General features: G+C 66.1%; 21 protein-coding genes. 7 read left to right on the forward strand and 14 right to left on the reverse strand.

From position 1 onward, the window contains the following. Positions 1-159: 159 nt before the first annotated feature. Positions 160-1,164: an aldo/keto reductase gene (locus tag ACQR13_RS02855; RefSeq protein ID WP_315751771.1), complete on the reverse strand. Its 1,005-nt coding sequence runs from the start codon at positions 1,162-1,164 to the stop codon at positions 160-162. A gap of 122 nt (positions 1,165-1,286) precedes the next feature. Here ACQR13_RS02855 and ACQR13_RS02860 point away from each other — a divergent pair, with 122 nt between their 5' ends. Continuing rightward, on the forward strand, positions 1,287-2,231 hold the full coding sequence (locus ACQR13_RS02860) for a LysR family transcriptional regulator (RefSeq protein ID WP_315751772.1): 945 nt from the start codon (positions 1,287-1,289) through the stop codon (positions 2,229-2,231). A 111-nt stretch (positions 2,232-2,342) separates the two neighbouring features. On the opposite strand, the gene ACQR13_RS02865 is transcribed toward ACQR13_RS02860, so the two are convergent. After that, positions 2,343-3,344: a 2-hydroxyacid dehydrogenase gene (locus ACQR13_RS02865; RefSeq protein ID WP_315716913.1), complete on the reverse strand. Its 1,002-nt coding sequence runs from the start codon at positions 3,342-3,344 to the stop codon at positions 2,343-2,345. 413 nt (positions 3,345-3,757) lie between these two features. Here ACQR13_RS02865 and ACQR13_RS02870 point away from each other — a divergent pair, with 413 nt between their 5' ends. Then, positions 3,758-4,243, forward strand: coding sequence for an SH3 domain-containing protein (locus tag ACQR13_RS02870; protein ID WP_409977910.1), 486 nt, complete (start codon positions 3,758-3,760; stop codon positions 4,241-4,243). A 107-nt stretch (positions 4,244-4,350) separates the two neighbouring features. Here the strand turns inward: ACQR13_RS02870 and irrA are convergent, their stop codons facing one another. Further along, complete coding sequence (gene irrA / locus ACQR13_RS02875; RefSeq protein WP_315716966.1) at positions 4,351-4,821, reverse strand: iron response transcriptional regulator IrrA; 471 nt, start codon at positions 4,819-4,821, stop codon at positions 4,351-4,353. 456 nt (positions 4,822-5,277) lie between these two features. Here irrA and fabA point away from each other — a divergent pair, with 456 nt between their 5' ends. The 4 genes from fabA to ACQR13_RS02895 all read left to right on the forward strand — a co-directional run bounded on the left by fabA (position 5,278) and on the right by ACQR13_RS02895 (position 10,257). Beyond that, positions 5,278-5,799: a 3-hydroxyacyl-[acyl-carrier-protein] dehydratase FabA gene (gene fabA / locus ACQR13_RS02880; RefSeq protein WP_315716914.1), complete on the forward strand. Its 522-nt coding sequence runs from the start codon at positions 5,278-5,280 to the stop codon at positions 5,797-5,799. Positions 5,800-5,875: 76 nt separating this feature from the next. Next, the gene (gene fabB, locus ACQR13_RS02885) at positions 5,876-7,099 is read left to right on the forward strand and encodes a beta-ketoacyl-ACP synthase I (RefSeq protein ID WP_315716915.1); all 1,224 of its coding nucleotides are present in this window, start codon (positions 5,876-5,878) and stop codon (positions 7,097-7,099) included. A 147-nt stretch (positions 7,100-7,246) separates the two neighbouring features. Further along, a complete protein-coding gene (fabI, locus tag ACQR13_RS02890) occupies positions 7,247-8,047 on the forward strand; it encodes an enoyl-ACP reductase FabI (protein ID WP_315751773.1) in 801 nt (266 codons plus the stop codon). Between the two features lie 224 nt (positions 8,048-8,271). Beyond that, a complete protein-coding gene (locus ACQR13_RS02895) occupies positions 8,272-10,257 on the forward strand; it encodes an autotransporter outer membrane beta-barrel domain-containing protein (protein WP_434862566.1) in 1,986 nt (661 codons plus the stop codon). A gap of 18 nt (positions 10,258-10,275) precedes the next feature. Here ACQR13_RS02895 and ACQR13_RS02900 read toward each other — a convergent pair whose 3' ends face one another. From ACQR13_RS02900 to rimP, 11 genes are all read right to left on the reverse strand, one after another. Further along, on the reverse strand, positions 10,276-11,073 hold the full coding sequence (locus ACQR13_RS02900) for a hypothetical protein (protein WP_434862567.1): 798 nt from the start codon (positions 11,071-11,073) through the stop codon (positions 10,276-10,278). A 109-nt stretch (positions 11,074-11,182) separates the two neighbouring features. Then, a complete protein-coding gene (locus ACQR13_RS02905; RefSeq protein WP_316173529.1) occupies positions 11,183-12,019 on the reverse strand; it encodes a hypothetical protein in 837 nt (278 codons plus the stop codon). Positions 12,020-12,133: 114 nt separating this feature from the next. Then, entirely contained in the window at positions 12,134-12,604 is a 471-nt protein-coding gene (locus tag ACQR13_RS02910) for a GNAT family N-acetyltransferase (RefSeq protein ID WP_316173531.1), read from the reverse strand. Between the two features lie 140 nt (positions 12,605-12,744). Further along, positions 12,745-14,901, reverse strand: coding sequence for a polyribonucleotide nucleotidyltransferase (gene pnp / locus ACQR13_RS02915; protein WP_315716921.1), 2,157 nt, complete (start codon positions 14,899-14,901; stop codon positions 12,745-12,747). 362 nt (positions 14,902-15,263) lie between these two features. After that, a complete protein-coding gene (gene rpsO / locus ACQR13_RS02920; RefSeq protein WP_009025947.1) occupies positions 15,264-15,533 on the reverse strand; it encodes a 30S ribosomal protein S15 in 270 nt (89 codons plus the stop codon). A gap of 2 nt (positions 15,534-15,535) precedes the next feature. After that, positions 15,536-16,642 (reverse strand): tRNA pseudouridine(55) synthase TruB, encoded by a 1,107-nt coding sequence (truB, locus tag ACQR13_RS02925; protein ID WP_434862568.1) that lies wholly within the window; start codon positions 16,640-16,642, stop codon positions 15,536-15,538. Next, on the reverse strand, positions 16,642-17,058 hold the full coding sequence (gene rbfA / locus ACQR13_RS02930; RefSeq protein WP_315716923.1) for a 30S ribosome-binding factor RbfA: 417 nt from the start codon (positions 17,056-17,058) through the stop codon (positions 16,642-16,644). The genes truB and rbfA overlap by 1 nt, the downstream gene beginning before the upstream one ends. Positions 17,059-17,218: 160 nt before the next feature. After that, a complete protein-coding gene (infB, locus tag ACQR13_RS02935; protein ID WP_315716924.1) occupies positions 17,219-19,978 on the reverse strand; it encodes a translation initiation factor IF-2 in 2,760 nt (919 codons plus the stop codon). Between the two features lie 94 nt (positions 19,979-20,072). Next, complete coding sequence (locus ACQR13_RS02940; RefSeq protein ID WP_434862569.1) at positions 20,073-20,786, reverse strand: RNA-binding protein; 714 nt, start codon at positions 20,784-20,786, stop codon at positions 20,073-20,075. An 80-nt stretch (positions 20,787-20,866) separates the two neighbouring features. Continuing rightward, positions 20,867-22,489, reverse strand: coding sequence for a transcription termination factor NusA (gene nusA / locus ACQR13_RS02945; protein ID WP_315716926.1), 1,623 nt, complete (start codon positions 22,487-22,489; stop codon positions 20,867-20,869). A 14-nt stretch (positions 22,490-22,503) separates the two neighbouring features. Further along, complete coding sequence (rimP, locus tag ACQR13_RS02950; protein WP_315716927.1) at positions 22,504-23,271, reverse strand: ribosome maturation factor RimP; 768 nt, start codon at positions 23,269-23,271, stop codon at positions 22,504-22,506. A 424-nt stretch (positions 23,272-23,695) separates the two neighbouring features. On the opposite strand from rimP, the gene ACQR13_RS02955 reads away from it, so the two are divergent. Further along, positions 23,696-24,772: a DUF2336 domain-containing protein gene (locus tag ACQR13_RS02955; protein ID WP_434862570.1), complete on the forward strand. Its 1,077-nt coding sequence runs from the start codon at positions 23,696-23,698 to the stop codon at positions 24,770-24,772. Positions 24,773-24,781 lie beyond the last annotated feature (9 nt).

Here is a 24,781-nt window from a genome sequence, read left to right on the forward strand (position 1 = left end):
CGCAACGCGTCGTCGGGCGCCGATCCGGGACCATACTCCGTGTATGCAATGAGGCGCGCGGAACGGGTCATCTGCCTGTTCCAGACATCACGCGGTATGGGTCCCCGCGTTCGCGGGGACGACACCGAGTTTGTTGCGCGACCTGGACTCGCATGACGCTCAGCCCGGCTGACCGCGCTCGCTGTCCATATGCACCAACTGCGCCTCCGGATAGCGCTCTCCGGCGGCGACACCAATCGGGAACGCCTTGTCCAGCGCGGCGAGTTGGATCTCGGTGAGCTTGACGCAGAGCGCGCCGAGCGCCTCGTCGAGACGGTCGCGGCGGCGGGCGCCGACCAGCGGGACGATGTCGTTGCCCTGCGCGGCCACCCAGGCGATCGCGACTTGCGCCGGCGTGGCGCCGACCTCGCCTGCCAGGCTGCGCAGCGTGTCGACCAGGCTGAGATTGCGATCGAGATTGTCGCCACTGAAGCGCGGCGAATGGCCACGGAAGTCGGCAGCGTTGGCGCGGTCCTTCGACCAGTGCCCGCTGATCAGCCCGCGCGACAGCACGCCATAGGCGGTGATGCCGATGCCGAGTTCGCGGCAGGTCTGCAGGATGTCGCTCTCGATGCCGCGCGAGATCAGCGAATATTCGATTTGCAGATCCGAGATCGGGTGCACCTTGTGCGCCCGGCGAATCGTCTCTGAACCGACCTCCGACAACCCGATATGCCTGATGTAGCCGGCCTGTTTCAGCTCGGCCATCGCGCCGATCGTGTCCTCGATCGGCACCTTGGGATCGAGCCGCGCCGGGCGGTAGATGTCGATGGCGTCGACGCCGAGCCGCTGCAGCGAATAGGACAGGAAGGTGCTGATGGCCTCGGGCCGGCTGTCATAGCCGAGCCAGCTCCTGTCGGGGCCGCGCAGCGCGCCGAATTTTACCGAGATCCGGACGTTGCGCGGACCTGCGGACGCCAGCGCCTCGCGGATCAGCATCTCGTTGTGGCCCATCCCGTAGAAGTCGCCGGTGTCGAGCAGCGTGATGCCGGCGTCGAGCGCGGCGTGGATGGTGGCGATGCTCTCGGACCGGTCGGTGGGGCCGTAGAAGTCCGACATGCCCATGCAGCCTAGTCCGATGACCGAAACGTCGGGGCCGGTCGAGCCGAGTTGGCGGGTTTGCATGATCAATCTCCTCTTGCTGGCGCAGGCGGCCTGCTGGCCCGCCCGGACAACGCGGATATCGGCGCATTTCCTCGGTTCGATAAGCTGGACAATTTCGAATGGACTGTTCAACATATCGAACAATGAGCGAGCCGGACCTCCGTGATCTTCAAGCCTTCGCTGCCGTGGCTCGCAGCGGCAATTTCCGCCGGGCTGCGCGCGAGCAGGGCCTCGCGGCATCCAGCCTCAGCCAGCGGCTCAAGGAGCTGGAGCAGCGGCTCGGCGCCCGGCTGCTCAACCGGACCACGCGAAGCGTCGGCCTGACGCAGGCCGGCGAGGCGCTGCTGGCACGGCTCGAGCCGGCGCTGTGCGAGATCGAAGCGGCGATCCATCAGGTGCGCGGCCAGCAGCAGGTCGCGGCGGGGCGCCTGCGCATCAATGCGCCGCCGCCCGCGGTCGATCTGGTGCTGGCGCCGATGGTCGCGCCGTTCCTTCAGGCCTATCCGCTGATCGAGCTCGAGATCGTCGCCGACAGCGGCTTCGTCGACATCGTGCAGGCCGGGTTCGATGCCGGCGTGCGCTATGGCGAGCACCTGGCGCAGGACATGATCGCCGTGCCGCTCGGCGAAACGCAGCGCTACGCCATCGTCGCCTCACCGCACTATGTGGCGCAGCATGGCCGTCCCGCGCATCCGCGCGACCTGCTGCAGCATGGCTGCATTCGCACGCGCTTCTCGTCCGGTGCGATGCTGGATTGGGAGTTCGAGAAGGACGGGCAGGTGATCAGGATCGCGCCGCCGGCCCGGCTGATCGCGGTCCAGCTCGGTCTGGCCTTCCGTGCCGCCTGCGACGGGGTCGGCTACTGGGCGACATTCGAGGGACATGTGCGCGATGCGCTGGCGGCAGGCCGCCTCGTCAGCGTGCTGGACGACTGGTGCCCGCCGTTCCCCGGACCGTATCTATATTACCCGAGCCGCCGGCAACCGCCGCCGGCGCTGGCGGCGTTCGTCGCGTTCGTCGGGGAGGGGCGGAAGCGCGCGGGCGCCCCGCACCCAGCTGCCGTCCCGGCCTTGAGCCGAGACCCATAACCACCAGCGTGAACGAGACGATGACGACCAGCGATGTCCCACGCGGGCATTACGCGGTACGGGTCCCTGCGTTCGCAGCGGCGACGCTGATTATGGGGTCGAGTGACCGGCCTACAACATGCTCGGCAGCACGCGGTCCGGCGGGCGGTGGTTGTCGAGGAAGGTCTTGATGTTGATGATGACCTTCTCGCCCATCTCGACGCGGCCTTCGATGGTGGCCGAGCCCATGTGCGGCAGCAGCGTCACCTTGCCGGCCTTGGCGAGCCGGACCAGGCGCGGATTCACCGCGGGCTCGTGCTCGAACACGTCGAGACCGGCGCCGGCGATGTCGCCGGCCTCGATCAGCCGCGTCAGCGTCTCCTCGTCGATCACCTCGCCGCGTGCGGTGTTGACGATGTAGGCGTCCTTGCGGATCAGCTTCAGCCGGCGTGCCGACAGCAGATGGAACGTCGCCGGCGTGTGCGGGCAGTTGACCGAGATGATGTCCATCCGCGCCAGCATCTGGTCGAGGCTCTCCCAGTAGGTAGCGCCGAGCTCGTCGGCGATCACGGGAGCGACCGGGCGGCGGTTGTGATAGTGGATCTGCAGGCCGAAGGCGCGGGCACGCCGCGCCACGGCCTGGCCGATCCGGCCCATGCCGATGATGCCCAAGCGCTTGCCGCCGATGCGGTGGCCGAGCATCCAGGTCGGCGACCAGCCCGCCCAGTTCTTGCCCTCGGTGAGGATCGAGGCGCCCTCGATCAGCCGCCGCGGCACGGCGAGGATCAGCGCCATGGTCATGTCGGCGGTGTCCTCGGTAAGGACCTTCGGCGTGTTGGTGACGGTGATGCCGCGCGCCACCGCCGCCGCGACGTCGATGTTGTCGACGCCGTTGCCGAAGTTGGCGATCATGCGCAGCTTGCAATCGGGCTGATTGAGGATGTCGGCGCTGATGTGGTCGGTGACGGTCGGAACCAGCACCTCGGCGGTGCGCACGGCGTCGGCGAGTTGTTCCTGGCTCAACGGCTCGTCGTCGAGATTGAGCCTGGCGTCGAACAGCTCGCGCATGCGCGTCTCGACCGAGTCCGGCAGCTTGCGTGTCACCACGACGAGGGGCTTTTTCCTACCTGACATGTGCTGCTCTCATGAGATCCTTCAGACCTCATTAACCGGGTTCGCCGAAACTACCGTCGTCGCCTGAGAGCGGCGCTTCCCTGGACTGGTCGTGTCGGATCTCGCAGGTGGGCCGATCCGTCCCTGACAGGGCTTCGCGAGCGATTCTCAGGCGCTTCCTGGCCGCTTGTGTTCGGTCCTGTCTAGCAGAAGGCCCGGCCAAGACAAGAAGCCAACGGCAGGTCGGGACTGGCGCTTTCGGCAAGCCCTCTCCGAGCACGAAGGGGGGCAGCCGGGCGGTTCGATGGGGATCGGGCGAAGGATCGCAACGTAATCCGCTTTGATCGGAGCGCGGGTCGATCCTTTCGAGGGAGAGTGAGTTGAGTAAATTGACGTTGTGGCGTTTCGGTGCTGTCGTGGTGCTGCTGGTCTGTCTGTTCGACGTTGCCGTCGGCAGGGGCGGCGTTGCGGCGAAGGACTCCGTTCTCACCACCAGCGGCCTGCCGGTGCCGCGCTATGTCAGCCTGAAGTCGGATCATGTGAACGTTCGCGCCGGTCCGACCAAGGACAACGACGTGGCCTGGGTCTATACGCGCTCCGGCCTGCCGGTCGAGATCACTGCGGAATATGAGAACTGGCGCCGCGTGCGCGATTCCGAAGGCTCGGAGGGGTGGGTCTATCACTCGTTGCTGTCGGGGCGCCGCACGGCGGTGGTCACGATGAAGAACAAGGACGATCTCGCCCCGATCTACGAGAGCGCCGACGCGACCAGCGCGGTCACCGCGCGGCTGCAGGCCGGCGTTGTCGCGCAGGTGAAGAAATGCGGCAACGGCTGGTGCCGCGTGCTCGGCAATGGTTTCGAAGGCTGGATCCAGCAGCAGCGGCTGTGGGGCGTCTACGCCGACGAGCAGGTCAATTGAAGGCCCAGGTCAGCGCAATGCGCTGACCTCCATCCTGACGCGCTCCCGACACAAAAATGCCCGCAGCGGGTGCGGGCATGGTGCTTCGATGAAGACCTTCCGGAGGCTCAGCGCTTCTTGCGCAGCCGGACGACCATGTCGATCCGGGCGATCTCGTAACCTTCGGGCGCCTCCGGCAGCTTCGACAGCGCCAGATGCTGGTCCGGGATGTCGACCAGCTCGTGGTTGTTCTCGAGATAGAAGTGATGGTGGGCGGTGACGTTGGTGTCAAAATACGTCTTCGTGCCGTCAACGCTGACCTGGCGCAGCAGGCCGGCGTCGGTCAGCTGGTTCAGCGTATTATAGACCGTGGCGAGCGAGACCGGAACCTTGGCCAGCGTCGCTTCCTCATAGAGCATTTCGGCGGTCAGATGCCGCGCGCCCTTGCCGAACAGCAGCCAGCCGAGGGCCATGCGCTGGCGGGTCGGGCGCAGCCCGGCCGCCTGCAGCATCTCGTTGACGTCGTGCCATGGGCAGCCATTGAGTGCTGGCTGCCGGCCGTTCCCGAGATCCGGGTTGCCGCGGTCATGACCACTCATCGAGGCGTTGTTGCTGACATCCACTTCAAGCACCGCACAATCTCGCTCTCATCCACAACCGATATAGGAAGAAACCCATTCAGATGCAAGCTTATCGCAACTAACGTATCTAGAACGCTCCTAAACTGCATTTGCCGCCCGGTTCGGGCGCCGGCCCTGGTGCTGCGTCGATTTACCTGGATACGCGCATTGACGCCGCAATCCTCTATGTTAGAGAGCGCCCGGACCCGATTTGCCCTGCCATGGTGAGCGCCGCCGGCCGTGATGGCCATGTGCGCGAATCCAGGCGTCGTTAGGCCCGCCGCTGACAGCGGTCATGTTCGCCAAGTGCGATGGCCCAGCCTTCGTGCCGACGCGATGACCGGCCAGCGCGGCGCGGAAGGGGGCGGCGCGCGGGAAGGGTCCATGTCGCGCGGCACAAATTCCACCGGGGATCGTTGAGAAAGGCCACCAAGCATGCTGGATCGGCGCAGCGCATATGAATACGAGGACCTGCTGGCCTGCGGCCGCGGGGAGCTGTTCGGCCCCGGCAATGCACAACTGCCGCTGCCGCCGATGCTGATGTTCGATCGGATCGTCGAGATCTCCGAGACCGGCGGCGAGTTCGGCAAGGGCGTCGTCCGCGCCGAGCTCGACGTGAAGCCGGATCTCTGGTTCTTCGGCTGCCATTTCAAGAATGATCCGGTGATGCCGGGCTGTCTCGGCCTCGATGCGATGTGGCAGATGGTCGGCTTCTACCTCGGCTGGACCGGCGGCGCGGGGCGCGGCCGTGCGCTGGGCCTCGGCGATCTCAAGTTTTCCGGCCAGGTGCTGCCGACCGCCCGCAAGGTTGTGTACAACGTCGACATCAAGCGCGTGATGCGCTCAAAGCTGGTGCTCGGTATTGCCGACGGGTGGCTTTCGATGGATGGCGAGATTATCTATCGCGCCAAGGACCTGAAGGTCGGCCTGTTCAAGCAGGGCGCCGCGCCGACTTGAACCGGCAGGCTGCGACCACAGACAGTGCAGCAGGCACGGCTGCAACACAACACACGAGCAAGGTGAGGCGGACATCATGAGGCGGGTTGTCATCACGGGCATGGGCATCGTCTCATCGATCGGCAACAACACCCAGGAGGTGCTCGCCAGCCTGTACGAGGCGAAGTCCGGTATCTCCCGCGCCGAGAAATATGCCGAGCTTGGTTTTCGTTCGCAGGTGCAAGGTGCGCCGACGCTGAATCCCGCCGATGTGGTCGACCGCCGCGCCATGCGCTTCCTCGGCGAGGGGGCGGCGTGGAATCATGTCGCCATGGAGCAGGCCATCCTCGATTCCGGGCTGGAGCCGACCGACGTCTCCAACGTCAGAACCGGCATCATCATGGGCTCAGGCGGGCCATCGACGCGCACGCTGGTGGAAGCGGCCGACATCACCCGCACCAAGGGCCCGAAGCGCGTCGGTCCGTTCGCCGTGCCGAAGGCAATGTCGTCGACGGCCTCGGCGACGTTGGCGACCTGGTTCAAGATCAAGGGCGTCAACTACTCGATCTCCTCGGCCTGTGCGACGTCCAATCATTGCATCGGCAATTCCTACGAGATGATCCAGTACGGCAAGCAGGACGTGATGTTCGCCGGCGGCTGCGAAGAGCTCGACTGGACGCTGTCGGTGCTGTTCGACGCGATGGGTGCGATGTCGTCGAAGCACAACGACACGCCTGCGACCGCGTCGCGGCCCTATGACGTCACGCGCGACGGCTTCGTGATCGCCGGCGGCGCCGGCGTCCTCGTGCTGGAAGAGCTCGAGCACGCCAAGGCGCGCGGCGCCAAGATCTACGGCGAGATCGTGGGCTACGGCGCGACCTCGGACGGCTACGACATGGTGGCGCCGTCGGGCGAAGGCGCCGAGCGCTGCATGCAGCTCGCGCTGTCGACCGTGAAGACGAAGATCGACTACATCAATCCGCATGCGACTTCGACGCCGGCCGGCGATCCGCCGGAGATCGAGGCGATCCGCAAGGTGTTCGGCCGCGGCGAGAAATGTCCGCCAATCTCGGCGACCAAGGCGCTGACCGGCCACTCGCTCGGCGCCACCGGCGTCCAGGAAGCGATCTATTCGCTGCTGATGATGAAGAACGGCTTCATCTGCGAGAGCGCCAACATCACCGAGCTCGATCCCGCCTTCGCCGACATGCCGATCGTGCGCAAGCGCATCGACAACGCCAAGCTCGGCACCGTGCTGTCGAACTCGTTCGGCTTCGGCGGCACCAACGCGACGCTGGTGTTCAAGCAGCTCGACGCCTAAGATTTCCAACAGCAGTGGTTTCGTCGGCGTCATGGCCGGGCAGCAGCGCGAAGCTCATTCTTCGCACCGATGTCCGGCCATTGGCGTCTCGAAGGCGGAACGATCATCCTGGCTGGGTCGATCCCGGCATGACGAAGGAGAGACATCATGCAGGGACTGATGGCAGGCAAGCGCGGCCTGGTCATGGGCATCGCCAACGACCATTCGATCGCCTGGGGCATCGCCAAGACGCTGGCTGCGCATGGCGCGGAGATGGCCTTCACCTATCAGGGCGACGCGCTCGGCAAGCGCGTCCGTCCGCTCGCCGACGAGCTCGGCGTCAAGCACGTGTTGCCTTGCGACGTCGAGGACATCGCCAGCGTCGACGGCGTGTTCACCACATTGCGCGAGGCCTGGGGCGGGCTCGACTTCGTCGTCCATGCGGTCGCCTTCTCCGACAAGAACGAGCTCAAGGGCCGCTACGCCGACACCTCGCGCGAGAATTTTGCGCGCACGATGCTGATCTCCTGCTTCTCCTTCACCGAGATCGCCAAGCGCGCCGCCGAGCTGATGCCGGAGAGCGGCGGCAGCATGATCACCTTGACCTTCGACGGCTCCAACCGCGTGATGCCGAACTACAACGTGATGGGTGTCGCCAAGGCCGCGTTGGAAGCCTCGGTGCGCTATCTCGCCGCCGACTACGGCCGCCGCAGCATCCGTGTCAACGCGATCTCGGCCGGCCCGGTGCGCACGCTGGCGGGCTCGGGCATCGGCGATGCCCGCTTCATGTTCGCCTTCCAGCAGAAGCACTCGCCGCTCGGTCGCGGCGTGACCCTGGAGGAGCTTGGCGGCTCGGCGCTCTATCTGCTGTCGGAGCTGTCCGGCGGCGTCACCGGCGAGATCCACTACGTCGATTCCGGCTACAACGTGATCTCGATGCCGCGCCCCGAGGATCTCAAGGCGGACTGACCTCCGCGCGCATCGGCGGTATCAGGGGAACGCGAGACTCCGTCCCCCGATCGACCCAAATTTTCCCAGTTGAAGACAATGTTCCTGAACGGCTAATCAGGAAGCATTGGCGCAACTCGTGTTGGTTGTTGCGACGACGCTGCGATGCATCATGACCGGTGCATCGGCCGCGGCCGTCAGCCAGCCGCTCGCGCCGGCAGCAAGACAAGTCGTGGGGGCGATTGATGCTGCGTTCGAAGGCCCGTGTCATCGCTCTCTGCGCGATGACCGGCATTGCGCTTGTGGCAGGGGGCGCCGGGCCGGCGCAGGCGCAATCGAGCGTCTGGGACTCCACGATCTCCAACACCAGCTGGTATGTGCCGACGGCGCAGCTGCTCGCGTACATGTCGCCGAAGACGGGCTTCTCCAATCCGGTCCCGATCGGTGACCAGACGTTGTGGACCTTGGGCACCGCGACCAACGGCGCCTTCACCGGCACCAGCGTCGCGCAGCTCAGGATCGGGCTGGCGCTGCTGACGGACACCTCGACCATCCAGGGCTTCGTCACCACCAGCGGCCAGATCACCATGCTGTTCACGCCGACCGGCGGCGGCACCGTGACGGTCGGACTCGGCTATATGCGCAACGTCAACGGCGTGACCAGCATGGAAATGCAGATGATCACCGGCGACAGCCTGCTGGTGACGCATTGGGCCTACATGCTGCCCTATGATCCCGCGACCTTCACGCCGCCGCCCTCGGCACCGGTGCCGGCCAACTCCGTGCCGCAATGGGCGTGGACCGCCGGCACGCCTTGGCGGATCGTCAGTCCGACGTTGTTCGGCACGCAGGCGCCGGGCCGTTTCGTCATCACCAACTATCAGAACGGCTATTTCTGGGGTGCGGGCGTCGCGCCGCCCGGCAGCGCCGCGGCCGGCTTCACGCTGCTCGGCTCGGTGACTCCCGAGGGCAGCGTGCTGTTCAACACCCTCTCGCGCGGCACCCTGACCAGCCTCTATGGCACGGCGAGCGGCAACGCCGCAGGCGCGCAGATGCTGGTGTCGACCTACGACCTCACCGGAAACCTGACCGGAGGACTGGCGACGATGTCGCTGATCCGGCCTTATGCGGATACGCTGCGGTCTGCGGGCGGCCGCGTCGGACTGGAAGCGGCTGACGTGCTGTACCGGCTGTCGATGACGTCGGCCGGCTGGACCGGATCGATGGTCTCAGGCTTTGCCGCACTCGACAATCTCGACGGCCCTTCTCTCGGCGCTGCCGTGAAGCAGACATTGCCGGTGTTGACCGGGGCGGCCTCGCAGGCGACCCATGTCAGCCAGCAGGCGTTCCGGCAGACGATGACCAACAGGCTCGACGATGTCGGCAGCATCGGCTGGGCCGCTGGTCGCAATGTCTGGATGCAGCCTCTCGGCAGCACCGCGCAGCAGACGGGACGCGATGGCGTTCCCGGCTATGACGCCTCCGGCGGCGGTCTGGCGTTCGGCGCCGACGTCGCAGTCTCGTCCCGCGCCATCATTGGCGGCGTTCTCGGTTATTCTCATCACACGATCACCGGAAGCGACGCGGCCGTGCCGAACCGTCTCGGTCTCGCCTCCTATCAGCTCGGGCTCTATGGAGCCTACGCGATCACCCGTGATGTCCTCTTCGACTATCAGCTCGATGGCGGATCGACCGATAACGGCGAAAACCGGTCGCTGAGCTTCATGGGCGCATCCGCCGGCGGCAGCTATCGCTCCTACAGCGGCCATGCCGGCGCAGGCATCAAGACGCGCATTCCGCTGCAGGACGGATTCGCGCTCGTTCCAGCACTGCGCCTGGACTACGGCACGGTTCGCAGCAATTCCTACGGCGAGAACGGTGCCGGCGGCTTCAGCCTCAACGTCGATCCTCAGATCTATCAGGAGCTCGTGACGACGGCGCAGCTGAAAGCGGTCTACGCGCCCACCAGGCAGATTCGTCTGACCAGCGATATAGGCGTCGGCTACAACACGCTGAATCAGCCATTGCAGATCCGCGCGACGTTCTCGGGCGGCGGCGAGAGCTTCGTCACCCACGGCCTCGGCCTGTCGCCATGGATCTATTCGGCGGGCCTTGGTCTTGTGGCCGCCGGCAACGACCGGCTCGACCTCAGCATCCGCTATGGCATCAACGCGACATCGTCCGGTCTCGTCCAGCAGTCGGGCCACGCGGTGCTGAAGATCAGGCTGTGACGCGCCGAGCTCGTCGTTCTATTCGCGCCCGAAATAGGCCGGCAAGCGCTGGTCGAGCCGGAATTTGAGCATCGAACGCGCCATGTCGCGCAGCACATTGTTGTTCGCAGCCTCCGGCGGCGAAGCGGGGAATGCGGAGTTGTCGACGTCCCCGGCGTGAGACGGCGGTCCGACGCCGGACGTCAGCCGTGAGAGCAGCGATCTGGAGCTCGTGGCAGGCTCGCGCGTCTCGAACGTCGCGCCGTCATAGAGCTGGATATCGATCATGGTGAAGACGTGGCTGATCCGGCCGAATCCCTCGCCCCGGTTGATGACACCGACGCCGGTAACCTCGTCGTTTGTCGAGGGTTCGCTGTCGGTCCGGCGGGTGATCACGAGGTAGCGAGCGCACCCTGCCGTGCCGGCCACCTTCCTGACGATGGGCGTGAGCTTCCCGTTCTCGGCCTTGACCGGTGGCGACTGATAGAACGGATCGAATGCGCCCCTGGGGACGCTGATGCGGCGGATCCCGCTATCACCCGCGGCTGCCTTCACACGCGTGTAGACGATGTCGTCGAAACCCCAGGACACCGGCACTTCGGCGTACTCGTTGCCCAGGCGGGTCATGCCGTTCTTCTGCACCGTGAAGACATCGCCGAGCGCGGCGATCACCCCGACCTCGCACGGTCCGCCCTCGCGGAGGGCCGTCGTCGGCTTGGCTGCGTTGGGCTTGGCTGCCTTGGCAGCGGTGCCCGCGGTCTTTGGCGTTGTTTTGGCATTCAGCGGCGCCGGCGCCGATTGCGCCAGGGCATTGGTGCATGACCAGATCACGGCCATGAACAGCGGCGCCAGTCGGCGAGAGATTGTCACTGGGAGAGCTCGTCGCATAAGGGAGAGGATTGGGCCAATGAAGCTCGTTCGAACCGTGTGAACGCGGGCGACGGCATCATTCGATCTTCAGATAGCTCGGCAGGTCGCGATCGAGCTTCGCCGCGACCAGGGTGCGCAGCCGCTCGCGCAGGACGGTGCTGGAGGCCGCAGCCGCGAGAGGCTCGGGGAAGTCGGCATTGTTGAGCTTGTTGAGAGGATCCTCGGTGAGCCTCATGGTCTCGGCCAGCCTGGCGCCGGTATCCGCCGAGAACGAGCTGATCTTCTCGTAGGATTGGCCGTCGATGAGCGTGATGTTGACGTTCGCAAACAGATGCGAGTGCCTGAGGATCGATCCGACCCCCTGATTGTAGGCGCCGATGCCTCTGAGCCTCAGGGTGGTGTTGGGAATGGTCGTCTCGAACCTGGTGACGACGAGGTAGCGTGCGCAGTTGGCATTCGTGGTGACGTTGCGCACGATCGAGGCCAGGCTCTCCTTCGGATCGGGCAGGAAGCGCGACGTCGGATGGTAGTACGGCTCGAACGCGCCTTTTGGATAGCCGATCCTGTGCACGGCCGGGTCGCCGCCGGTGGCCGCGCGCACGCGCGCCATGGCGAGGTCGTCCAGTCCCCATCCCGGCAACGTGACTTCGTCCTCTTCGATTTCAAACACGGTGAGGCCGAACTTGCTGACGGCGAGCTGGTCGCCGAGTGCGGCAATGACGCCAAGACGGCACGGACCGCTTTCGATGGCGCCTGGTTTCGCCATCGCCTTTGTCTTTCCGGAGGGTTTCTTGGCCGCGGGGGCGGCCTTGGGCGCCGTTGCTGACGGAGCCTGGGCCCAAGCCCCGGTTGCGAAGGCAGCGGCGAGGACGACGAGCGCAAGGCGGCGGATCGGCAGGAGCGGCACGGACATGGGGACGGTTCGAGAATGCAAGGTCGTCGGGAACTCGAACTTAGTTCGCCTGCGAAGGCGCACGCAACGGTTTCCGGTCGCCACGCGCAAGATTTGCGCTTGCACGCTCTGCGATCAGGAGGCCGCCGCCTGACCGTCACGCTTCCAGCGATAGTATTTCATGATCCGGCCGTGCAGCGGGTCAGCTTCCTCCTTTTCCAGCACGAAGCCCTCGCGCTCGTACCAGCGCCACGCCTTGTCGTTGCCCTTCGCGCAGCGCAGCCACACTTCGTCGGGGAGCAGCTCGCGGGTGAAGGCGAGCAGCCGGCGGCCGAGCGAGCGGCCCTGATGGGACGGGGCGATCATCAGCTGGTCGAGATAGAGCGTGGGGACGTTGATCGCGAGCATCGCCGCGAGGCCGCCGCGGTCGTCGGCGACATACAGGCTCCAACCGCCGGCGACTTCGCGCGGCACGCGCTCCCTGAGGACCGCGAGCAGCCTCTCGCTCTGCGTTTCCAGGCCCGTCGAACACCAGCTCTCCATCCAGAGCCTGGCGACGGCGTCGTATTCGTCCGGGCGGGCAGGGCGGATGATAGGATGGTGCATGTGGGTGACCTTAAGCGGGGTGACGGCCTCTGCATCCGCAGCCGTGACCCGGGACGCGCGAGGGTGCGCGACCGATAGGACAACAAAAAAGGGCGGCCCGAAAGCCGCCCTTTGTGTTTCACTCGAATGGTGCCCCGGCTTTACTCGCCGGCGGCTTCGCGCGCCTCGGCGGGCGCGTCCTTCTGCTTGGCCTCGAGATCCTCGCCGGTGGTCTGGTCGACCGCCTTCATCGACAGCCGGGTCTTGCCGCGGTCGTCGAAGCCGAGCAGCTTGACCTTGACCTTGTCGCCTTCCTTGACGACGTCGGTGGTCTTCTGCACGCGCTTGTCGGCGAGCTGCGAGATGTGCACGAGGCCGTCGCGGGTGCCGAAGAAGTTCACGAAAGCGCCGAACTCCATCACCTTGACGACGGTGCCGTCATAGATCTGGCCGACCTCCGGATCGGAGGCGATCGACTTGATCCACTTGATGGCGGCCTTCATCGCCTCGCCGTCGTTGGAGGCGACCTTCACGGTGCCGTCGTCCTCGATGTTGACCTTGGCGCCGGTCTTCTCGACGATCTCGCGGATCACCTTGCCGCCGGTGCCGATCACTTCGCGGATCTTGTCGGTCGGGATCTTGAAGGTCTCGATGCGCGGCGCGTATTCGCCGAGCTCGGCGCGCGCGGCGGTCAGCGCCTTGGACATCTCACCCAGGATGTGGATGCGGCCTTCGCGGGCCTGGCCCAGCGCAACCCGCATGATCTCCTCGGTGATGCCCTCGATCTTGATGTCCATCTGCAGCGAGGTGATGCCGCTCTCGGTGCCCGCAACCTTGAAGTCCATGTCGCCGAGATGGTCCTCGTCGCCGAGAATGTCGGACAGCACGGCGAAGCGGCTGCCTTCCAGGATCAGACCCATCGCGATGCCCGCAGTCGGCCGCTTCAGCGGCACGCCTGCATCCATCAGCGCCAGCGAGGAGCCGCAGACGGTGGCCATCGACGACGAACCGTTGGACTCGGTCACCTCCGACACCACGCGCGTGGTGTAGGGGAACTCGTGATGCGGCGGCAGCACCGGGTGGATGGCGCGCCAGGCGAGCTTGCCGTGGCCGATCTCACGGCGCTTGGTGCCGCCGAGACGGCCGGTCTCACCGACGGAGTAGGGCGGGAAGTTGTAGTGCAGCAGGAACGTCTCTTTGTACGTCCCCGACAGCGCGTCGATGTACTGCTCGTCCTCGCCGGTGCCGAGCGTGGTTACGACCAGCGCCTGGGTTTCGCCGCGGGTGAACAGCGCCGAACCGTGGGCGCGGGGCAGCACGCCGACCTCGCAGACGATGTTGCGCACCGTCTTGGCGTCACGGCCGTCGATGCGCTTGCCGGTGTCCAGGATGTTCCAGCGGACGATCTTGGCCTCGAGCTCCTTGAACACGGCGGCGATCCGGAGCTTGTCGTATTTCGGCTCCTGCCCCTCGGGGAAGAAGTAGGCCATCACCTTTTCCTTGACGGCGCCGACGGCAGCATAGCGCTGCTGCTTGATCGGAATCGCGTAGGCGTTGCGCAGGTCCTGCTCGGCGATCCCGAGCATCTCCTTCTCGATCGCGCCGTTGTCGATGATCGCGACGTCGCGCGGCTCCTTGGCGGCCTTCTCGGCGAGCTCGATGATCGCGTTGATCACCGGCTGGAAGTGACGGTGACCGAACATCACCGCACCGAGCATGATGTCCTCGTTGAGCTCCTTGGCCTCCGATTCCACCATCAGCACGGCGTCCGAGGTGCCGGCGACGACCAGGTCGAGCTGGGTGTCGGCCATCTCGTCGAGGGTCGGATTGAGGATGTATTCGTCATTGGCGAAGCCGACGCGGGCCGCGCCGATCGGACCCTTGAACGGAACGCCCGACAAGGTCAGGGCGGCCGACGCGCCGACCAGCGCCACGATGTCCGGATCGTTCTCCATGTCGTGCGACAGCACGGTCACGATCACCTGGGTCTCGTTGCGCCAGGCATCGACGAACAGCGGGCGGATCGGGCGGTCGATCAGGCGGGAGACCAGCGTCTCCTTCTCGGTCGGACGGCCCTCGCGCTTGAAATAGCCGCCGGGAATGCGGCCCGCGGCGTAGGTCTTTTCCTGATAGTCGACGGTCAGGGGCAGGAAGTCGACGCCCTCGCGCGGCGCCTTGGCGGCGACGACGGTCGCGAGCACGACGGTCTCGCCATAGGTGGCGACGACGGCGCCGTCAGCCTGGCGGGCGATCTTGCCGGTTTCCAGCCTGAGCGGACGCCCACCCCAGTCGATCTCGACGGAATGCTTGGTAAACATGGGTATCTTCTTTCATGAGATGATCGAAGGCAGACCCCCCGGAAACAAAAAAACCATGCGCAAGATTGCAGGGCGCTGGAAAACGATCAGCGCCCTGCGATCCTGCCATGGTTTTCTTATTTCGGATGGCGTCCATCCTTCTCGTAAATAACGGGCACCTTGCCCGTTACGCCCAGCGGCCGGATTGCTGCTGAGGCGTACTGCATGGTCCGGGCAGGATCAGTCGAAGAGCGTATCTGCCTCTTTCCAGATCCAGCCAGACCGCATGATCCCGGACTCGCGAACGCCGCGATCGAAGCGGCGTCCTCGGCATCATGCCATCAACGCGCGCTGGACCGCGCGCGCTCATTCCAACGCGAAGCTCAACGACGGATGTTGTGCTTCTCGAGCAGCGCCTTGTAGCGCGCCTCGTCGTTCTTCTTCAGATAGTCCAGCAGCGAACGGCGGGTCGACACCAGCTTCAGGAGACCGCGGCGGGAGTGGTTGTCCTTGCCGTGGGTCTTGAAATGGCTGGTCAGGTTGTTGATGCGTTCCGACAGGATCGCAACCTGCACCTCGGGAGAACCGGTATCACCGGCCTTGGTGGCATTCGCCTTGATGATTTCCGCCTTGCGCTCTGCGGTCACCGACATCGTCAGTCTCTTTCGTTGCGACCGGAGCTGGCAGTCAGTCCGGTCAGGTTGAACACGCGCTTGGGGATGAGTTCGCCATTGCCAATTTCGGCAAGCGCCAGAAGGCGGCCTGCGACCGTGACATAGACTGTGCCGCTACTATTGGGCGCATCCCGTCCGCGCAACAAAACGGCCTGGCCCCTGTGGAGCCTTGCCGCATCAGCCCGAGTGACGGCCAGTGCCGGGATGTCGTCCAGCGCGGTCTCAACGGGCAGGAGTGCGTCGGCGAGGCTTCCCTCACCGGACGCGGCTCTATTGCACAAAGCCTCCAACTGTTCCAGCGGAATCATGTCGTTCTCGGTAAACGGACCCACCAGGGTCCGCCGGAGCGCGCTGATATGGCCGTAACAGCCGAGGAGGCGGCCCATGTCGCGGGCCAGCGCCCGGACATAGGTTCCCTTGCCGCATTCCGCCTCGAATACCGAATGGTCGGGGTCGGGCTGGTCGACGAGGGTCAGTTCATGGATCTCGACCGGGCGCGGCTGGAGCTCGACGACCTCGCCGTCGCGGGCGAGATCATAGGCGCGCTCGCCCTGGATCTTGATCGCGGAATAGCGCGGCGGCGTCTGCTCGATCCGGCCGGTAAATTGCGGCAGCAGCGCCCGGATCGCCGCGGCATCCGGCCGGCCGTCGCTGGTCTCGACGACCCGTCCTTCGGTGTCGTCGGTATCGCGCTCCTCGCCCCAGGTCACGGTGAAGCGGTAGCGCTTGCGGCCGTCCATCACGAAGGGAACCGTCTTGGTGGCTTCGCCCAGCGCGATCGGCAGGCCGCCGGAGGCGAGCGGATCGAGCGTGCCGGCATGGCCGGCGCGCTTGGCCTGGAACAGGCGCTTCACCACCGCCACGGCCTGGGTCGAGGTCATGCCGATCGGCTTGTCGAGCACGACCCAGCCATGGACGTCGCGACGATCGCGGCGCGGCTGGCTGCCCTGACCGTTCCCTTGGCGCGGCTTGTTGCGCGGATCGTTGTTGTCGCGCGGCGGGCGTCCGTCGGCAGAATGGATCGTCTTGGCCGCGGTCGGTTCGGCGCTCGGCGCGTCGACAGTGCCGGTTTCGGGGGGAATGGTCATCAGCTCTCTTCCGAATCCGAATTGAGGTCTCTCTGCACCGCGGGTGTTCGCAGTAATTTCTCGATCCGTTCCGCTTCGTCGAATCGCTCGTCGACGCGGAAGCGGATGTCAGGTGCAAATTTCAGGTTAACGCGCCGCGCGATGTCGCCGCGCAGGAACTTCTTGTTGCGCTCCAGCGCCGTGAGCACCACGTCCGTATCCTGTCCGCCGAGCGGCATGATGTAGATCGTGGCGAGCTTCAGATCGGGCGACATGCGGACTTCGGGCACCGTAATGATGTGTCCCTCCAGGTCCGGGTCGTGCACGTCACCGTGGCTGAGAATGTCGGCGACAGCGTGACGCACGGTCTCGGCCACGCGCAACTGACGCTGCGAGCCGCCGGAAGCGGCGCTTCCCCTCTGGTGATGGCGAGGCATTTTTCAAAAATCCAATGGATCGTCGCCCGGCGTGAGCACGGGCGAGAGGATCATTCTGATTGAGTTCAACGACGCTTCGTTAAGTTCAAGAGGCGCGGCGATTCCGCAGGTGCACGGAATCGCTGCTCGCTCGAATTGCAGCGCTCTGTAGGATTCGGACTTACAGCGAGCGCTGGATGGTCTCCACGCGATAACACTCGATGACGTCGCCGACACGCATGTCGCCGTAGCTCTCGAAGGCCATGCCGCATTCCTGGCCGGCCTGCACTTCCTTCACTTCGTCCTTGAAGCGCTTCAGGGTCGACAGCTTGCCCTCGTGAACCACGACGTTGTCGCGGATCAGGCGGACATTGGCGCCGCGTTCGACAGTGCCGTCGGTGACGCGGCAGCCGGCGACCTTGCCGACCTTGGAGATGTTGAACACCTCCAGGATCTGCGCATTGCCGAGCATGGTTTCCCGAAGCGTGGGGGCCAGGAGGCCGCTCATCGCCTTCTTCACGTCATCCACGAGGTCGTAGATGATGTTGTAGTAGCGGATCTCGATGCCGTTGCGCTTGGCGAGTGCGGCCGCTTCCTTGTTGGCTCGCACCGAGAAGCCGATGATCGCGGCGTTGAAGCCTTCGGCCAGCGTGACGTCGGACTCGCTGATGCCGCCGACGCCGGCATGCAGGATGCGGGCGGCGACCTCCTCGGTGCCGAGCTTCTCCAGCGAGCCGAGAATGGCTTCCAGCGAGCCCTGCACGTCGGCCTTGATGATCAGCGGGAATTCCTTGCGGCCCACAGTCTTCAATTGCGACATCATCTGTTCGAGCGAACCGCGCATGCCGGAGATCGAGGCTGCCGCGTTCTCGCGCTTCTGATGCGCGCGGTAGCTGGTGACCTGGCGGGCACGGGCTTCGTTCTCGACGACGGCGAGGCGATCGCCAGCTTCCGGCGGACCGTTGAAGCCGAGCACCTCGACCGGCACCGACGGGCCTGCCTCCTGCAGCGTCTCGCCCTGGTCCGAGATCAGCGCGCGGACGCGGCCCATCTCGGCGCCGGCGACGATGATATCGCCGACCCGCAAGGTGCCGCGCTGAACCAGCACGGTGGCGACCGGGCCGCGGCCGCGATCGAGCTTGGCTTCGATCACGGTGCCTTCGGCCGGGCGATCCGAATTGGTCTTGAGGTCGAGGATGTCGGCCTGCAACGCGATCATCTCGAGCAGACGATCGAGATTGGTCTTGTTCTTGGCGGACACCTCGACGTCGACGACCTCGCCGCCCAGCGATTCGACCTGCACCTCGTGCTGGAGCAGCTCGGTGCGGACGCGCTCGGGACGGGCGTCGGGCTTGTCGATCTTGTTGATCGCCACGATCATCGGCACCTTCGCCGCCTTGGCGTGATTGATCGCCTCGATCGTCTGCGGCATGACGCCGTCATCGGCCGCGACCACCAGCACGACGATGTCGGTGACCTTGGCTCCGCGGGCGCGCATCGCGGTGAACGCGGCGTGGCCGGGCGTGTCGATGAAGGTGATCTTCTTGCCGGAATCCGGCGCGGTCACCTGATAGGCGCCGATGTGCTGGGTGATGCCGCCGGCTTCACCCGAGACCACGTTGGCGTGGCGCAGCGCGTCGAGCAGCGAGGTCTTGCCGTGGTCGACGTGGCCCATGACGGTGACGACCGGCGAGCGCGGCTCGGTGTCGGTCGAATCGTCGACGACGTCGAACAGGCCCTCCTCCACGTCCGAGGCGGCGACGCGCTTGACGGTGTGGCCGAGTTCTTCCGCGATCAGCTGCGCGGTGTCGGCATCGATCACGTCGGTGATCTTGTGCATCGCGCCCTGGCGCATCAGCAGACGGATCACGTCGACCGCGCGCTCCGACATGCGGTTCGCCAGCTCCTGGATGGTGATGGCTTCCGGAATCGTCACCTCGCGGACGAGCTTCTCCTTCTGCTCGTTGGCGGCATGGCCCTTCAGGCGCTGCGTGCGGCGGCGGAACGACGCGATCGAGCGCTCGCGCACATCGTCGGCCGTGAGCGCCGTGACCACCGTCAGGCGGCCGCGCTGCTTCTGCGGGCCCGGCTTGTGCGTGGTCTTCGGCGGCGGCGCGGGACGTGCGGCTCCGCCGGGACCCCTGCGGATCTGGCGCGGACCCTCATCCTCGTCCGGACCGGCGGCAACCGCCGCCGGCGCGCGGCCGAGCGGACCGCCGGCGGCAGGACGGGCGCCGGCCGGGCGTGCGCCCGCCGGCTGAGCGCCACCGGGCCGCGAGCTCGGACCACCAATCTGCTGCGGCCGGCTGCCCGGTGCGCCGACGGGCCTGCCGGGGGCGGGCGTCGAGCGGGCCGGTGCGGCTGCGGCGGGCTGGGGCGCGGATGTCGCCGGACGGGGCGCCTCGCCTTCACCGAACCGCTTCTTGGCTTCGAGCTCGGCCTTGCGCTTGGCTTCCTCTTCGTGACGGTGCCGCTCTTCCTCGGCCTTGCGGCGCGCCTCGGCAGCCTCGCGCTCGGCGCGTTCGGCGGCTTCGCGCTCGGCGCGGCGGCGGGCTTCCTCTTCGGCCTGGCGGCGTTCCTCGATGTCGCGCACGCGGGCATCGGCCAGCGCGCTGGCGCGCGCCGAGCGCTCGTCCTCGGTCAGGGTGCGGAGCACGACGCCGGACCCGCCGCGCTGCGACGAGCCGGATGGGCGCGGTCCGGATGAGCGCGGCGATGGCGGGGGCGGCGGCGCCTTGGCGACGGTCGGCTCCGGCGCATGCGGCGCATCGGGCCCCCCATCGCCGACGCGGCGCTTGCCGCGCTTCTCGACCACCACCTGCTTGCTCCGGCCATGTGGGAAGCTCTGGCGTACCGTGCCGGTCTCGACGCGCGGCTTCAGCGTCAAGGTCTTGCTCGGGACACTCAGTTTCTTGTCGCCCGGAGTGTTGTTGTCGGCCATTCAGTCGTCCTAATCTCGTTACCAGCGTGCGGGCTACCGCACCGTCTCATTCGTGCAATCGTCGCGATGTCTTCGTAGCTATGGCTTCAAAGTGCTATGTCTTCGAAGTCGAAGCAGATTTCGTGGCCGCGGTTCCGGCAATCTTGTCAGCGTCGGCCGACCGGTATCGGACCAGTGTCTGGCTGCGCGACAGGAATGTCCTGCTCGCCGGGCCTGCGAGCACGGCAGCATGTATCACATTTGAGCGCCCAAGTGCCAAATCCAATTCTGCCGAAGTGAGACAGCAGATGATCGGAATTGTCGGGGCTTGGTCCTGACCCCCGTCGTTCGGCCGCACCAGCGCGTCGAGCTTGCGGATCCCGTCGGCTGCGCCGTCCGCGGCATGGACGAGGGCTGCCAATGTCGACCGTGATGGCCGCTGCGACAGCGCCGCTTCCACCTTGGAGAAACCGGAGACGACCTGACCGGCCTTGGCGGCAATCCCCAGCGCTTCGATCGCGCTACGGGCCAGCAAGGCTTCCAGGTCTGCGGCAAGGGTTGGCGGGACGCGGACGTTGGTCTTGAAGCCCCGGCTGAAATGGTGACGCCGCACCGCCTCCGCAACCGCCTGGCGCGAGGCGGTGATCCACAAGCCCCGTCCGGGCAGCTTGCGCTTGATGTCGGGCACGACCTCGCCCGACGGGCCGACGACGAAGCGGATCAGCTCGCCGATCGGCCGCACTTCGCGGCTGACCGCGCACATGCGCATGGTCGCGGACTTCTCGGTCCGCGGTCCATTGTCGAGCTCGGGGTCGGCCAAAGCGAGCATGCGGTGATGCGGCTCCTCATCTCAAGCGAGCTGGGTCAGGGAGGGGGTCATCGTGGTGTCCATGGGACGAGCCAAGCGGGTCAGGCGGGCTGTCCTTCGGTCGTTTCGTCCTCATTCTCGGGTTCGGCTTCGGCCTTGGCGAGGTCAGCCTCACTGACCCAGCCGGCCTTGACGCGGGCCTGCATGACCATGGCCTCGGCATCGTCGCGGGAGATATCGAGACCGTCGAGAATGCCGGGGAATTTGGTGGCTTCGCCACCCTCCTTGCGCTCGGTCCAGCCAACCAGATCGTCGGTCGCGCAGCCCGCGAGGTCCTCGACCGTCTTGATGTCGTTCTCGCCGAACTTGACCAGCATCTTGGTGGTGACGCCGGGCACGTCCTTCACCGCGTCCTCGACGCCGAGCTCCTTGCGCCTGGCCTCTAGCTCGGCTTCCTGCTGCTCGAGGAATTCGCGGGCGCGGGTCTGCAGCTCGGTCGCGGTCTCCTCGTCGAAGCCCTCGATGCCGGCGAGATCCTTGAGGTCGACCAAGGCGAGCTCCTCGACCGAGGTGAAGCCTTCGGACGCCAGCAGCTGGCCGACGACCTCGTCGACGTTCAGCGATTCCATGAACACGCGGGTGGAATTCTCGAAGTCGGCCTGGCGGCGCTCGGATTCCTCCTGCTCGGTCAGGATGTCGATGTCCCAGCCGGTCAGCTGCGAGGCGAGGCGGACGTTCTGGCCGCGGCGGCCGATCGCCAGCGAGAGCTGGTTGTTGGTGTCGGGCACCACGACCTCGATGCGCTCGCGGTCCTCGTCGATGACGACCTTGGCGACCTCGGCCGGCGCCAGCGCGTTGACCACGAAGGTCGCGATGTCGGGCGACCACGGAATGATGTCGATCTTCTCGCCCTGCAGCTCGTTCACCACCGCCTGCACGCGCGAGCCGCGCATGCCGACGCAGGCGCCGACAGGGTCGACCGAGGAGTCGCGGGAGACAACGCCGATCTTGGCGCGCGAGCCGGGGTCGCGAGCGACCGCCTTGATCTCGACGATGCCGTCATAAATCTCCGGCACCTCCTGCGCGAACAGCTTGGCCATGAACTGCGGATGGGTGCGCGACAGGAAGATCTGCGGGCCGCGGGTCTCGCGGCGGACGTCGAAGACGTAGGCGCGGACGCGGTCGCCGTTGCGGAACACCTCGCGCGGCAGCATCTCGTCGCGGCGGATGATCGCCTCGCCGCGGCCGAGGTCGAGGATCACGCTGCCATATTCGACGCGCTTGACGACGCCATTGACGATGTCGCCGATGCGGTCCTTGAACTCCTGGTACTGCCGGTCGCGCTCGGCCTCGCGCACCTTCTGCACGATGACCTGCTTGGCCGACTGCGCGGCGATGCGGCCATATTCCAGCGGCGGCAGGGTGTCGGCGATGGTGTCGCCGATCTGCGCGCCCGGGTTGGCGCGGCGCGCATCATCCAGCGAGATCTGGTTCGAGGGGTTCTCGACCTTCTCGACCACCAGCATGTGGCGCGACAGCCGCAGCTCACCCTTCTTCGGATCGATCTCGGCATGAACGTCGGTCTCGCTGCCGTAGCGGGCGCGGGCGGCCTTGGCGATCGCGTCTTCCATCGCCGCGATCACGATGCCGCGGTCGATCGACTTCTCGCGCGCGACGGCGTCGGCGATCTGCAGCAGTTCCAACCGGTTGGCGCTGACGGCCATGGCTCAAATCTCCTCTAATCAGGATCGATCTCGCCTCTGCGCGCGCGATCGGCGGCGAGGCGATGTTTCTTGGTATTGGTCGGCAGCGGCTTCTTGGCCGGCTTGTCGTCTTTTGCTTTCGGCTTCGGCTTGGGCTTCGCCTGGGCCGCCGGCTTGGCGTGCGGCGCCAGCGGTGGGACGATTCCAAGCTCGCGCTTCTTCTCGCGCTCGGCCGCCTTGCCGCGGCGCATGGATTCGGCGATCAGCTCGTCGGTCAGCACCATCTTGGCGTCGCCGATGTCGGCCATCGGCAGCACGACATCCGGCTCCTGGTCCTTGGCCACGTCATCGCGGGTGATGCGCACGCCGTCGCCTTCGACGCCGGCGATGATGCCGCGGAAGCGTTTGCGGTTCTGATGCGCCACCGCCATCTCGATCTTGACGAGATGACCGATGTGACGTTCGAAATCGGAGCGGCGGACCAGCGGCCGGTCGATGCCCGGCGAGGAGATCTCGAGGCGGTAGGCGCGGTCGATCGGATCGGCGATGTCCAGCACCGGTGACAGCGCCCGCGACACCGCCTCGCAATCCTCGATCTGCATCGTGCCGTCGGGACGCTCGGCCATCACCTGGACCGTGCAACCACCTTCGCCCGAAATGCGGATCCGCACCAGGCGGTACCCCATTCCCTGCAGCACCGGGTCGGCCACCGCCGCCACGCGCGCCGCGACGCCCGGCTCGACGACGAGGCGGGGCTCGGTCAGGAGGTCGGTGTCAGCGGTTGCGAACGTAGGTTCCGTCATCGAGGCGTCGATCGCGTGTCTTGCTTGGTTGGGCCGTCGGGCCTGTTCGATCGCGCTCACCGGACCGATCCCGCCCGTGGCGGAGCGATCCAGGTAACAAAAAAGAGCGGGTCCGGAAGGGCCCACCCTCACTACGCGATCGTATATGAGATGATGTTTGATGGCGCTCATATAGCCGCTTTGCCGCCTGACGGCAAGGGTCGTGTCGCCTCAAACGGCGCCTGGAACTGGGAATTTGCTCCGCGCCCGGACTGCGGATCGGATCGTTTTCCCTGACCGGGAACGGCCGAATGCCGCAGGGTCTAACCCTTCATTCACCAAGATCGCTTAAAAATGAGCTGAGTTCGTGCTTTTCGCCCCCGTCGTCGTGCCGCACGGAGTGGAGCGCACGGAAACGTGTCGTGTTGCGTATCGAGTAGACGTCATGACCCCGGCAACCGCGCTGATCCCCGGCCTTGGCGGGATCGTCAGGCAGGGCAATGCTGAACGCGGCCTCGAGGCCACGCGCCGCATCGCCGACCTGTTCTTCGAGGATGCGACGAAGCTGCGTCCCGAGCATATCAATCTGTTCGACGGTCTCCTGATCGATCTGGTCCCGTTCGCGGATCTGCCGACGCGGATCGATCTGGCGGAGCGGTTGTCGCGGCTCCTCAAGGCGCCCCGTGCCGTCGTCAGCCGGCTGGCGCGCGACGACGAGGTTGCGGTGGCGGGTCCGCTGTTGCGCCGTTCGCTCGTGCTCGACGATCCCGTGCTCATCGCTATTGCGCGCGACAAGAGCCAGGGTCATTTGCTCGCGATGGCAGAGCGGACGCGCCTATCGGCCGATACGACCGATGTGCTGGTGCGCCGAGGGGATCGCGACGTGGTGCGGCGGACCGCTGCCAATGACGGCGCAGCGTTTTCCCCGCGCGGCTATGCCGCGCTGATCCACCGCGCGAGTTCAGACGGCGTGCTGACGCTCACGGTCGGCCGGCGCGCAGATGTTTCCGACGATCATCTGAAACAACTGCTGGCCGGCTCGCTCGATGTCATCAGGCGGCGGCTGTTCGATGTCGTGCCGCCGGACAAGCAGGCGAGGATCAGGCAGGCTCTCGCCGAACTCGCCGATGCGGCGCGTACAGCGCATAGCACGCGCGATTTCGTGCCGGCGCAGCGGACCATCCTGTCGCTGTATGAAGCCGGTGCCTTGGACCAGTCGGCGTTGTTCGGCTTCGCATCCGAGCACAAATACGAGGAGGTCATCGCGGCGCTCGCCGCAATGACGGGATTGAAGATCGCGACGCTCGACCGACTGGTGTCGGGCGATCGTCACGATCCGCTGCTGATCCTGGGGCGCATGATCGGGCTCGATTGGCGCACCGTGCACTCACTGATCCTGCTGCGCCTCGGACCGAAACGCGTGCCGGCGCAGCGCGATATCGATGCGATCAGGGTCAACTACGCGCGCCTGCTGCCATCGACCGCCGAACGCGTCGTCGCGTTCTGGAAGACACGACACTGAGTGACCTCG

This window comes from Bradyrhizobium sp. HKCCYLRH3059, from assembly GCF_051168035.1.
Lineage (GTDB): Bacteria > Pseudomonadota > Alphaproteobacteria > Rhizobiales > Xanthobacteraceae > Bradyrhizobium.